Consider the following 12,149-nt stretch of genomic DNA (forward strand, 5'->3'; position numbering starts at 1 on the left):
CTACAGCACCCGACTTTCGGGTGAGACAGCATGCGGCGCCTCCGCGCGGATCACACTTCGCGCGGGGGCGCTCGTTTCGCCCTCAAGCATGCGCATGATGTCGGTTCCATTGGTAATGACACGGGCGTGACCGCTTTGCAGCAGCAGGTTGGATCCCGTGCTGGCGGCGCTCGTTATGGGCCCGGGGACGGCGCCGACGAAGCGTCCCAGCTGCGCTGCCTCGGCGGCCGTATGCAGCGAACCGGAGCGAGATCCTGCTTCGACAATGATCGTGGCGCTCGACAGTGCGGCGAGGATGCGCGATCGGTCGATAAAGCGTTGGCGAGTCGGTGCGACCGACGGTGGCCCCTCAGACAGCAGCAGGCCCTCTCGGGCAATGCGATCGATGAGATCAGCGTGGCCCGCTGGGTAGGGGCGGTCGACGCCAGAAGCGAGCACCGCGATCGTGTTCGCATCGCGGACGAGGGCGGCACGGTGCGCGGACGCCTCGATGCCGTACGCGGCCCCTGCTACCAGCGTTCTACCGTTCTGAGCGAGGTCTCCGCACAGTTCTTCGGTGACGTGTGCGCCGTATGAGGTGGCGGCGCGGGCACCCGTGAGGGTGATGCGCTGTGGGAGCGGCTCAGCGAGCAATTCCGTGCGCCCCTTCGCCCAGAGCGCGTATGGTGCACGGTGACCGAGATCGTTAAGCGCCGTTGGCCAGTCGGGGTCGCTGGGAATGATCACACGGAACTCGCTGGCTTCAACCATGCGCTCGGCAAGGCGATCCGGGGCGGCAACTGAAAGTAATCGATCGCGCCACACCGCAGCCTCAATGCGATCCATGCCGGAGACAGGGCCGTCTCCTTCGGCGATTGAGATCAGCTCTGCTGCGCCTACCTCGGTGAGTAATTTTCCCGTGGCGACGTCAGCTGGGGTGCCGATCATCGACAGCAATACGCGGGCGGATCGATCATCCCTAGCAAGAGCGGTGAGCGCGGGCATGGTGGCCTCCTTCGAGCGTGACTTCTTCTAGGAGGTGTGCCGGGGCCGCCCCCTTTTGCGGCTCATCCGAATCCAGGGTGTAGTCGGGGTCTGAACCCGCCGGTCTCGAGCAGGGATCTGGCGATGTAGTTGGTCAGGTTGCGGAACCCCAGCGCCGAGCCGCGCAGGTGCTCGAGCCTGCCGTTGATCGCCTCGGTGGGCCCGTTGGAGGTGCTGGGCCGGTCGAAGTAGGCCAGGACGTCGGCGGCGCGCTTCTTCAGCGTCCTGCCGAGCTTGGTGATCTCGACCAGGGCCTTGGGGACGCCGGTGCTGATCGAGTCGATGAGCCGGGCCATCAGCTCGCGGCCGTGGCGCCGGTTCTCGTGGCGGTAGGCGGCGATCATGCGCTGGTAGACGCTCCAGGTGACCTCGACCTCGACGTGGGCGTCGTCGGCGAACAGGGTGTCCAGTCGGTCCTTCTGCTTGTCGTTGAGCAGGTCGGCGCCGGTGGACAGGGTCCGGCGGGCGGCATAGAGCGGGTCGCCCTTGCGGCCGCGGTGCCCACAGATGGCCTGCTGAACTCGCCGTCGGCACTCATCGAGCGCCTCGCCAGCGAGGCGCGTGACGTGGAAGGGATCTAGCACGGTCACCACGTCGGGCAGTTCCTCGACGGCGGCGGTCTTGAACCCGGTGAAGCCGTCCATCGCGACCACCTCCACGCCGTCGCGCCACTCCTGCGGGCGGTCGGCCAGCCAGGTCTTGAACGCCTGCTTGGAGCGTCCTTCGACCATGTCCAGCAGCCGTGCCGGGCCGGTGCCATCTCGCACTGGGGTGAGGTCGATGATCACGGTGACGTACCTGTCGCCGCGACGGGTGTGCCTCCACACGTGCTCATCGACCCCGACGACCTTCACCCCCTCGAAGCGGTGCTCCTCGTCGATCAGCACCCGCTTGCCCTCGGCCATAACGGCGTCGTTGGCGGTGTCCCAGGCCACCCCGAGCCCCTCGGCGACCCGAGCCACGGTCAGGTGCTGGACCACGATCCCTTCCAGCGCCCACCGCAGAGCGCGCCGAGACAACTTGGCCCGGGGCTCGGCCGCGGCGGTGGTGTCCTGGCGCCACACATACCCGCAGCCGCTGCAGCGGTAACGGCGCACGACGACCTCCAGCGTCGTGGGCCGCCAGCCCAGTGGTTCGTGGGCAAGCCGTCGGACCACGGTGTCACGTGGTCTCCCTTCGCAGCCGCAGCGCCGGCACCACTGGTCGGGCTCGACCACCTGACAGGCCAATACGGCACGATCCGGCTCGAGTCGCTGCCCGGTGACAACGAGGCCGAGTTCGTCGAGGCGGCAGAAGGCAGTCAGGTCGGGGCTGGCGAACGCATCAGCGCGCCCGCCGACGGTAGCGTCGTGCACGTCGAGGTCTTTCGGGCTGAGTGTGTAGGAGCTCTCATCCTCGGGAGACCTCGACCCTCACCCCGACACCGACGCGCCGGCCCGCCGCGCGACGTGCGCTACACCCTCATCTGGGAAGAGCCTCCGAACCTACCGGAGTCCGAAAGTACCGCGGTCCGAAACTATCTGATGCGCATCTTCTACAATGAGGATGCGCGTATGCACATGCATACGCACACGCACACTCCTTGGACGCCGTAGCGAGCTTCCGGGCAGACGGTCGCAGACGTCGTCCCCCTGGCTCGTTTCCCCGCCCATCAAAAAATGAACGACCGCGGACTAGCTCGGATCAAGGCGACATCCCCTCAGTATCATGACGCGCTTGTGATGCAACTGAATATAGGAAGCTTAGAGATGACGCAACCAGGACAGACCACCACGACTTCGCACGAAGCGATCGATGCGTTCAAGAGAATCGTCGGCGACGAACATGTACTGACCTCTGAGCGTGCCACGATGCCATTCAGCAAAGGCTATCGATTCGGCGGCGGACCAGTCTTCGCCGTGGTGCGCCCCGGCACGCTGGTCGAGATGTGGCGGGCGCTGCAGGTATCCGTCGACAACAACCTCATCGTCATCCCGCAGGCATCGAACACGGGCCTGACTGGTGGATCCGGCCCCGGCTTCCAAGACTACGATCGCCCCATTGTGATCATCTCGACTCACCGCATCGATGAGGTGCACCTCATCAACGACGCGCGCGAGGCGATCTCGCTCGCGGGCACCCCGCTGACACACCTGACCGACGCGCTCGCCAAGCACCAGCGCGAGCCGCACTCGGTGATCGGGTCGACATCAATCGGCGCCTCGGTCATCGGCGGCATCGCGAACAACTCGGGCGGCAGCCAGATTCGCAAGGGTCCGGCATTCACGCGCGAAGCGATCTTCGCCCGCGTCAACGACGACGGCAAGGTCGAGCTGGTCAATCACCTGGGCATCTCGCTCGGAGACGACCCTGAGGTCGCACTCGACCGTCTACAGCGCGGCGAGTGGTCTCCCGAGGATGTCACCCCAGCTCCCGAAGACTCGAACGAGACCGAGTACGCCGAGCACTTGCGCAAGATCGTGCCTTCGCCTGCTCGCTACAATGCGAACCCCGAGTACCTGTTCGAGGCTTCCGGCTCGGCCGGCAAGCTGATGGTGTTCGCGGTGCGCACCCGCACCTTCCCTCGCGAAGTGCACCCGACCGTGTTTTACATCGGCACGAACAACACGCACGAGCTCGAAGAGATCCGTCGGTTGTTCCTCGAAGCCGACATGCCGCTGCCTATCTCTGGTGAGTACATGGGCCGCAGTGCCTTCGACTTGGCCGAGAAGTACGGCAAAGACACCTTCGTCTTCCTGAAGTTCATGAGTCCAGCGCTGCAGACGCGCATGTTCTCGTTCAAGACGTGGGCCAACGGCTTGTTCTCGAAGATTCCCGGCATTGGTCCGACCTTCGCCGACACGGTATCGCAAGCCATGTTCAGCGTGCTGCCCAACCAGCTGCCCAAGCGCATGATGGAGTACCGCAACCGTTTCGAGCATCACCTGCTGCTCACCGTCAGCGAGTCGCAGAAGGCCGCGAGCGAGAAGATGCTCAAGGAGTTCTTCGCAGAGCCCGAGCACACTGGTGAGTTCTTCATCTGCACGTCTGATGAAGAAAAGAGCGCGTCGCTCAACCGGTTCGGCGCGGCCAGTGCCGCCACTCGCTACGCCGCGTTGAAGCGCCGGCACATCGCAGGGCTCATCCCCATCGATGTGGCCCTGCGTCGCGACGATTGGAACTGGCTCGAGGTGCTGCCGGAGGAGATCGACGACCAGCTTGAGGTCAAGGCGTATTACGGGCACTTCTTCTGCCATGTGATGCACCAGGACTATGTCGCCAAGCAGGGCGTGGATCCCGAGGCGCTGCACGACCGCATCCAGCACCTGCTGGAGGAGCGCGGCGCGAAGCTGCCCGCCGAGCACAACTACGGTCGCATCTACAAGCTGCCGGAGTCCATGGAAGAGCACTTCAAGGAGCTCGATCCGACGAATACGTTCAACGCCGGTATCGGCGGCACGTCGCCGCACAAGGACTGGGCCTAAGTCCCCAAGGTAGCGCGACGCCGTGAGAGCCTGAGCGATGTCTTATCCATCTCGGGTGGACCTAGGGCTCGACTCCCTAGGTCCACCGGGACGGATGAGTCGAGACATCGGTCAGAGGCTGGGCAGGCCATAGAATCGCGTGGCGGCGAGGGCCGCGCCCGGTCCGAGAACGGGTCATCGCCTCACGCCGTCAGCTGACCCGCGACGGCTGGCACACCGGCGAAATCCGGCTCATCCGAATCCAGGGTGTAGTCGGGGTCTGAACCCGCCGGTCTCGAGCAGGGATCTGGCGATGTAGTTGGTCAGGTTGCGGAACCCCAGCGCCGAGCCGCGCAGGTGCTCGAGCCTGCCGTTGATCGCCTCGGTGGGCCCGTTGGAGGTGCTGGGCCGGTCGAAGTAGGCCAGGACGTCGGCGGCGCGCTTCTTCAGCGTCCTGCCGAGCTTGGTGATCTCGACCAGGGCCTTGGGGACGCCGGTGCTGATCGAGTCGATGAGCCGGGCCATCAGCTCGCGGCCGTGGCGCCGGTTCTCGTGGCGGTAGGCGGCGATCATGCGCTGGTAGACGCTCCAGGTGACCTCGACCTCGACGTGGGCGTCGTCGGCGAACAGGGTGTCCAGTCGGTCCTTCTGCTTGTCGTTGAGCAGGTCGGCGCCGGTGGACAGGGTCCGGCGGGCGGCATAGAGCGGGTCGCCCTTGCGGCCGCGGTGCCCACAGATGGCCTGCTGAACTCGCCGTCGGCACTCATCGAGCGCCTCGCCAGCGAGGCGCGTGACGTGGAAGGGATCTAGCACGGTCACCACGTCGGGCAGTTCCTCGACGGCGGCGGTCTTGAACCCGGTGAAGCCGTCCATCGCGACCACCTCCACGCCGTCGCGCCACTCCTGCGGGCGGTCGGCCAGCCAGGTCTTGAACGCCTGCTTGGAGCGTCCTTCGACCATGTCCAGCAGCCGTGCCGGGCCGGTGCCATCTCGCACTGGGGTGAGGTCGATGATCACGGTGACGTACCTGTCGCCGCGACGGGTGTGCCTCCACACGTGCTCATCGACCCCGACGACCTTCACCCCCTCGAAGCGGTGCTCCTCGTCGATCAGCACCCGCTTGCCCTCGGCCATAACGGCGTCGTTGGCGGTGTCCCAGGCCACCCCGAGCCCCTCGGCGACCCGAGCCACGGTCAGGTGCTGGACCACGATCCCTTCCAGCGCCCACCGCAGAGCGCGCCGAGACAACTTGGCCCGGGGCTCGGCCGCGGCGGTGGTGTCCTGGCGCCACACATACCCGCAGCCGCTGCAGCGGTAACGGCGCACGACGACCTCCAGCGTCGTGGGCCGCCAGCCCAGTGGTTCGTGGGCAAGCCGTCGGACCACGGTGTCACGTGGTCTCCCTTCGCAGCCGCAGCGCCGGCACCACTGGTCGGGCTCGACCACCTGACAGGCCAATACGGCACGATCCGGCTCGAGTCGCTGCCCGGTGACAACGAGGCCGAGTTCGTCGAGGCGGCAGAAGGCAGTCAGGTCGGGGCTGGCGAACGCATCAGCGCGCCCGCCGACGGTAGCGTCGTGCACGTCGAGGTCTTTCGGGCTGAGTGTGTAGGAGCTCTCATCCTCGGGAGACCTCGACCCTCACCCCGACACCGACGCGCCGGCCCGCCGCGCGACGTGCGCTACACCCTCATCTGGGAAGAGCCGGCAAAGGGGCACGTCAAACTCTGTTGCGTCAATTCGGGTGGGGTGTGCCTTCTGAAGACGCGGTGCTGAACTCGGCGCGCGGAGCCGTGACTCTGATTACGCAAGACAGCTTCGCCCCATTCAGTGGTGACAAGTATTCGATGAGGAACTTCCGTCTCCATCCTTTGCCGTGGCCAGAAGATATCCTTCGCGACCTGGGCTCTGCGGAAGTGCGCCTTCGTGTAACGTTGTCGTATTTCATCGAGCCATCCGCCTCACGTCGTGGCTGGCGCAACAAGTACGCGTACGCCTCGCATGGATTACGGTTTGATCTTCAAGGCAGGACGGAGAACCAGGCAGAGTTCCTCCAGCGCGTCAATCGCGAGGCGCAGAATGAGGAAGGCGGTTCGCGATCAAGTGAGTCGGACCGCTGGTTCCTCGGAGAACGCGGGCGGCACTTGGGATCCTTGCACCAGGACGAGTGGACTGGCACTGGGGCAGAGCTGGCGCACTGTAATAACGTGGCAATCTACCCGGTTGGTGGTTGGTGGAAGAATAATGGTCGCAAGGACCGGCGGGATTTGCCGGTCCGCTACGCGCTTCTCCTTTCGCTTCAGACCAAGGAACAGGGCGTAGACCTCTACACGCCAATTGCAACGCAACTGCACGTTCCCATCAGGACGTCCATCCCGGTCGCTTAGGCCGCGATGGTCTGCCGAGTGGTTAGCAGGAGGTAGTTCCATGAGTGAGTTAGTCCCACCGCCCCCGATGGATGAGACGGGTGGAAGAGACGTCGCTGAAGTCGCGATCGCTGGTGCGCTCAATTTAGTGCCAGTCGTTGGTGGCTGGCTCTCGATAGGTTTCCAAAAGACCTTTGCCCAACAGGAGCAGCAACGCCTCAATGGATATTTGAGCGAGCTGGCCGAGGTTGTCAATATGCTTGCAGACAAGGTAGATGGCCTATCCGCGGAGGAACTCGCTGCCGCGCCGGAATTCTACGAAGCTGCGGTCAAGGCTGCCAGAGTAGCGACGACGACGGCATCGCAGGAGAAGCACAGGTCGCTACAGAATGCGCTCTTCAATATTGGGTTGGACGCGGCAGTAGATACGGACCTCCGACTGGTGTTCATGCGCTGCATCGATGAACTTACTGACACGCACGTCCGAGTTCTTCGCAAGTTCTCGGATGCCGGTGGCGAGTACATCGCGCTTGACTCTCTCGGCGCCATCGTTAGTGAAGGCGCCGAGGTCACCCTCTACGTTGCCGATCTTCAGGCTCGGGGCCTTGTTGAGGAGCGTCCGATCTTTACACGAGGTGGTGGCCATATGACGATGTTTTCCAGCGCAATTGAAGGGGGGCATCGGATCTCGGATGTGGGGCTTCGGTTTCTGGCTTTCGTCGCGGGTCCTTTCCCGGGTGGAATGGGTGAGCCCGCATGAAATGGCAACAGTCCGTTCGGTCGAGTCGTAAATTGTAGCTGTGGCGGATCGCGCTCGCGGAATGGGTACATGCGCCAGCGTGAACCTGGCCCTATTGCCGTCTGAGCGGCGCGAGATTAGGCTAAGACGTGACCCGTCCGCCGCGGGACAACGGTGGACGTGAGGCCCATTTCACAGTGGCACGCTGGGGGCACGACAACTCCATAACTGCCGAGAATCCCCGGAATCATGCGGGTGGCGACGAGTACTGGGACTTCTAAACGCCCGGCCCGCATCGACGGACGGCGCCTCCGCTGGTGGTCTCACCGGCGGGGGCGCCGTCCGTTTCGTGCAGGTCGCGTTCTCAGCGCTTCGAGGCGCGGTAGCCTGCCCTCTCCGCCGCCGCCCGGGTGGAGAAGCACTCTTCCGGATTGGTGCGGTCGTAGTAGCTACCGCCGGGGACGTGGTAGATCATCGAGCTCGCGTTTCCCTTGATCGGGGCGTACGACGGGCACTCTCCCCACGAGTTCGGGCCGGTGCGGCTCGGCGGAGCCGGCCGGCTGATCTTCGCTGTTTTGGCGGAGGTTTTGTGGGTGGTGGTGTAGCCGTTCTTGCTGCCGGTGATGGTGAGGGTGATGCGTTTTCCGGCGTCGGCGGGGGTGAGTTTGTAGCTTTTGCCTGTGGCGTTCGTGATGGCGGCGCCGTCGCGTTTCCACTGGTATTTGAGGGTGGTTCCGCTGGTCCAGGTGCCGGGTGTGCTGGAGATGGTGGAGCCGACGGTGGTCTTGCCCTTGAGCTTCGGCGTTGCCGCCGTGAGGGTCAGACGCTCGATCGGCGACGTCGAGGCGGAGGTGCTGGACGAGGACGTGTAGCCCGCGAGCGAGCCCGTCACCCGGACGCTGATCCGTGCGCCGGCGTCGGCGGCGACGAGCGTGTAACGGCCCCCGGTCGCTCCGGCGATGGCGGAACCGTTGCGCAGCCACTGATAACCGAGGCTCGTGCCGTCCTTCCACTTTCCCGGCCCAGCCGTGAGGGAGGAGCCCACACGGCTCGTCCCGCTCAGCGTCGCCGTCGGGGCGATGAGTACCCCGTCGGCGAGGACGATGCTGCCGAGGACGACCGGCGTCGTGTCGAGACCGTCGAGCGACGACAGCACCGCGGTCCAGATCCCGGGCCTGGCATCCCGCCCGACGGTGCTCACCGCGCTCCAGGTGCTCTGCTCGCCGGCCGAGCTCTGCCACGTCAGCGTCGCCGGGGCAACGGTCGCCGTGCTTCCCTCTCGTCGAAGCGTCACGGTCGGCGCGAAACCCTCGGGGGCGTGCGCGACCGTGATCGACGTGGTGACGGAGATCGGGCCGTCCGCGGGGACGGTGCCATCGGCCGTGACCGACTGCGCGACGAGCGTCGGCGACACGGACGAGCCGGAGACGGGGCCGGACGAGACGCTGCTCGACGCGCCTGGCGTCGCCGGTGCGGTCGTGCGTGCCTCGGCCGGGGTGACGACCAGGCCGGAAACGATGAGCGCTGCGACGACCGCGCCGCCGGTGAGGGGTGCTCGACGGTGCCGTCTCGCGGCCCTGACCGTCTCGACGCCGGAGGGGGATTGTGCCATGGGGGATCCTCGGGAATGAGGTGCCCGGCCGCGTAGGACGCGGCCGGGCACACAGATGATTGGTGCGCTCAGTGTGGCACCGTCGCGATCGCCCGGCGCCGCGTCACGGCGTGGCGACGCGCGAATCGCCCGCGAACGGGGGGCAGGCGCCGGTGTCGCGCTACGCTCGGCCGAGATGACAGAGACGACGGCCGCATGACGCCCGTGACGGGCGCTGCCCCCGCACACCGGCAACCACGCGCAGTGCGCTGGCTGGAATCGCACCAGGTGGCGCTCTACCTGGGCGCGTTGGGCGCGGGGGCGCTGCTCGGCTGGCTGGTCCCGGCGGCGGACGGGCTCGCGGCGGTCGTGGAGCCCGCGATCGCGTTGCTGCTGTTCGCGACCTTCCTGACGGTACCGTTCCGGACCATCGGTGCCTCGCTCCGCGACGTGCGCTTCCTCGTCACGGTCCTGGCCGTGAACGTCGTCGCTGTTCCCGTCGTCGTCCTCCTCATCACCCGTCCGATCGCGGCGGAGCCGGGGCTGCTCGTCGGTGCCGTGCTCGTGCTCCTCGCGCCGTGCGTCGACTACGTGATCGCCTTCTGCCGGATCGCGGGGGGCGCAGCCGATCGTCTGCTCGCCGTCGCGCCGGTCCTCATGGTGGCGCAGACCCTGCTCATCCCGCCCGTGCTGCTGCTCGTGGCCGGACCTGCCGTCGGCGGCACGGTCGATCCGGGGCCGTTCGTGCACGCCTTCGTCGTGCTCATCCTGCTGCCGCTCGGTGCAGCGGTGAGCGTCCAACTGCTCGCGGCGGTGCGGGGTGCCCCCACGGTCGCCCGCACAGCGGCGGTCGTGGGGCGCACGACGGAGGGGGCGATGGTCCCTCTGATGATGCTCGTCCTGCTCGCGGTCGTCGCCTCACAGCTCCGGGGCATCGGCGACCGGGCGGGGGAGCTGCTCATCGTCGTGCCGGTGTTCGTGGTCTTCGTGTTGCTGATGCTGCCGCTCGGCATCGTCGCCGGCCGCATCGCGGGGCTGCGGCCGGCGCCCACGCGCGCGATCGTGTTCAGCGGGGTGACGCGCAACTCCCTCGTCGTCCTCCCGCTTGCCCTCGCCATCCCCGTCGGTGCGGGCATCGTTCCGCTGGTCGTGGTCACGCAGACCCTCGTCGAGCTGGTCGCCATGGTCGTGCTCGTCCGGCTCGTCCCCGTCCTGGTGCCCGCGCGCACGGTCCCGGCACGGAACGCCGAAAACGGGACGGGAGACCCCGGCGCCTAGCCCTGCTCGGCGAGCACGACGTTGCCGGAGCCCTCGTCCGTGACCTCGGGGGCGTCTCCCTCGGACCAGCCGACGACGATGTCGTCGCCCTGGAGCTCCGCCGCGCCGAGCGCGGTCGTCGACACGAGCACGTCGTGGCTCTCGACGCGGAGCTCGGCGACGTCGTCGGCGACGAGCACCGTGCCACGCATCGGGACGACGATCTCGTCGCAGTGACCGGTGACGCGCAGGACCTCGCCCTCGGGAGCGTCGTCAAGGGTGAGCGAGCCGCCGTCGCAGCTGCGCTCCTGCGCCACGTGGTCGAGCAGGAGGGCGCGGTCGATGCTCGCCTCCGAGCCGGACGTGGGGGAGGGCGAGGCGCTCGGGGTGAGGGTGGCCGTCGGAGCGGACGCGGCGCTGCCGGTGTCGGTCGTCGACGCCGCGGGGGTGCAGCCGCTCAGCGTCACGGCGAGGGCGAGGGCGGCGAGCACGGCCCCCGCGCGGCCCGTCGTCGTGGAAGTCGGCCGGAGGGTCCTGCTCGTCGTCACTGTGGTTCTCCCTGCGTATTCATGCTGCCGGCCCGGTCGCCGACGGAGACCAACATAGCCCGTGCCGCGCAGAGAAAGCCGGGTGACGATCGTGGCCGCGGTGGACGCGGCGGCGGTCAGCGCCCGTCGTCGTGCTCGGGACCGACGGCGTTGTCCCTCCCGACGCGAGCCGAACGAAAGCGCGGGGCGGAGCGCACCCCGATCGCGACGACACCGCCGATGGCGAGCAGCGCGAGCAGGTTCGTTCCGAGGTAGCCCAACGCCGCCCATCCGATGATCTCCATGCCGTCCTCCCCGACGCGGCTCGTGCTGAGCATCTGCGCCGACCGCCACGATACCCCTGGCACGGCACGGTGGCCGAGCACCGTCCGTCCGCGCGTCGCCCGCGTGCCACCCGCGCGCCTCGTGCACGACCCGCGGCAGGTCGCCGAGCCCGATGCCGGGGGCGTCGCCGCGCCGGCTCAGCCGGTCGGCGACCCGCTCCCGACGCCCGCCCTGCGCAGTCGGGCAGACACGACGAGGCCGAGCGCCGCCGCGGCCTGACCGCTGAGAATCGCCAGGGCCCAGAACGCGAACTGAACGACCGGAGCGGTCGCCGACATGGAGAAGTAGCCGAACACCGCCCACGCGTACAGGGCAAGGAACACCGCCGTGGTGAGCGAGAACAGCCACCACGCCCACACGCGATACCGGGTGAGCAGGAACGGCAGCTCGACGGCGGCCCCGATCATGACCATGGTGACGATGGACCCCGCCCCGCCGAACGGCATCTGGATGAGGCCGACGACGACGCAGGTCATCAGCGCGGTCCCCGGCAGGCGGAGCAGGTCGAGTGCGACGATCGGGCCGAGCAGCCAGACGCCCGTCAGCGCCATGTACGCCAGCGGAACGGTCGTCGACATCAGCGTGCCCCACACCGTGAAGGGGGCGAGGACGACCCCGGCGGCCACGCCGATCGCCGCGCAGCTGAGCAGGACCCGCGTGGCCAGCGGCGTTCGGCCGGTGCGGCGGCGTACGGGTCGGGGGCTGTCGGTCATCGCTGCTCCTGGGGTCGGCATCACTCCGATCATGCCGTCCCCTCGCCGAACGCGGAAGCGCGGAGAAGGAGATGAGGGGGCGGGGCCGACGGGCCTACGCTTGAAGGGTGACCGACTCCAGCCCCCTGGCCCCCGACACGTACGC

11 protein-coding genes are annotated in these 12,149 nt (G+C 67.2%); 4 read left to right on the forward strand and 7 right to left on the reverse strand.

Features of this window, described 5'->3' with window-relative positions; genetic code table 11:
- Together dprA and FM119_RS09710 are read right to left on the reverse strand one after the other, a co-directional pair.
- Positions 1-984 carry a DNA-processing protein DprA gene (gene dprA, locus FM119_RS09705; protein WP_087137592.1) on the reverse strand — a complete coding sequence of 328 codons (984 nt, stop codon included), beginning with the start codon at positions 982-984 and terminating at the stop codon, positions 1-3.
- Positions 985-1,046: 62 nt separating this feature from the next.
- The gene (locus tag FM119_RS09710; protein WP_087137594.1) at positions 1,047-2,378 is read right to left on the reverse strand and encodes an ISL3-like element ISPfr3 family transposase; all 1,332 of its coding nucleotides are present in this window, start codon (positions 2,376-2,378) and stop codon (positions 1,047-1,049) included.
- A 393-nt stretch (positions 2,379-2,771) separates the two neighbouring features.
- Here FM119_RS09710 and dld point away from each other — a divergent pair, with 393 nt between their 5' ends.
- The gene (gene dld / locus FM119_RS09715) at positions 2,772-4,487 is read left to right on the forward strand and encodes a D-lactate dehydrogenase (protein ID WP_013161533.1); all 1,716 of its coding nucleotides are present in this window, start codon (positions 2,772-2,774) and stop codon (positions 4,485-4,487) included.
- 231 nt (positions 4,488-4,718) lie between these two features.
- On the opposite strand, the gene FM119_RS09720 is transcribed toward dld, so the two are convergent.
- A complete protein-coding gene (locus tag FM119_RS09720; RefSeq protein WP_087137594.1) occupies positions 4,719-6,050 on the reverse strand; it encodes an ISL3-like element ISPfr3 family transposase in 1,332 nt (443 codons plus the stop codon).
- 209 nt (positions 6,051-6,259) lie between these two features.
- On the opposite strand from FM119_RS09720, the gene FM119_RS09725 reads away from it, so the two are divergent.
- The gene (locus tag FM119_RS09725; RefSeq protein WP_218778764.1) at positions 6,260-6,853 is read left to right on the forward strand and encodes a hypothetical protein; all 594 of its coding nucleotides are present in this window, start codon (positions 6,260-6,262) and stop codon (positions 6,851-6,853) included.
- A 40-nt stretch (positions 6,854-6,893) separates the two neighbouring features.
- Positions 6,894-7,592: a hypothetical protein gene (locus FM119_RS09730; RefSeq protein ID WP_143822679.1), complete on the forward strand. Its 699-nt coding sequence runs from the start codon at positions 6,894-6,896 to the stop codon at positions 7,590-7,592.
- A gap of 343 nt (positions 7,593-7,935) precedes the next feature.
- Here FM119_RS09730 and FM119_RS09735 read toward each other — a convergent pair whose 3' ends face one another.
- Positions 7,936-9,183, reverse strand: a complete 1,248-nt coding sequence (locus tag FM119_RS09735) for a sunset domain-containing protein (RefSeq protein ID WP_087137597.1) — start codon at positions 9,181-9,183, stop codon at positions 7,936-7,938.
- 195 nt (positions 9,184-9,378) lie between these two features.
- Between FM119_RS09735 and FM119_RS09740 the strand changes: the two genes are divergently transcribed.
- Positions 9,379-10,440: a bile acid:sodium symporter gene (locus FM119_RS09740; protein WP_087137599.1), complete on the forward strand. Its 1,062-nt coding sequence runs from the start codon at positions 9,379-9,381 to the stop codon at positions 10,438-10,440.
- Here FM119_RS09740 and FM119_RS09745 read toward each other — a convergent pair.
- The 3 genes from FM119_RS09745 to FM119_RS09755 all read right to left on the reverse strand — a co-directional run bounded on the left by FM119_RS09745 (position 10,437) and on the right by FM119_RS09755 (position 12,004).
- The gene (locus tag FM119_RS09745) at positions 10,437-10,967 is read right to left on the reverse strand and encodes a hypothetical protein (RefSeq protein ID WP_087137601.1); all 531 of its coding nucleotides are present in this window, start codon (positions 10,965-10,967) and stop codon (positions 10,437-10,439) included. The genes FM119_RS09740 and FM119_RS09745 overlap by 4 nt on opposite strands.
- 116 nt (positions 10,968-11,083) lie before the next feature.
- Positions 11,084-11,314 carry a hypothetical protein gene (locus tag FM119_RS09750; RefSeq protein ID WP_179205284.1) on the reverse strand — a complete coding sequence of 77 codons (231 nt, stop codon included), beginning with the start codon at positions 11,312-11,314 and terminating at the stop codon, positions 11,084-11,086.
- A gap of 114 nt (positions 11,315-11,428) precedes the next feature.
- Positions 11,429-12,004: an ECF transporter S component gene (locus FM119_RS09755; RefSeq protein ID WP_179205285.1), complete on the reverse strand. Its 576-nt coding sequence runs from the start codon at positions 12,002-12,004 to the stop codon at positions 11,429-11,431.
- Positions 12,005-12,149 lie beyond the last annotated feature (145 nt).

This window comes from Mycetocola reblochoni REB411 (genome assembly GCF_900163835.1).
GTDB classification, from domain to species: domain Bacteria; phylum Actinomycetota; class Actinomycetes; order Actinomycetales; family Microbacteriaceae; genus Mycetocola_B; species Mycetocola_B reblochoni.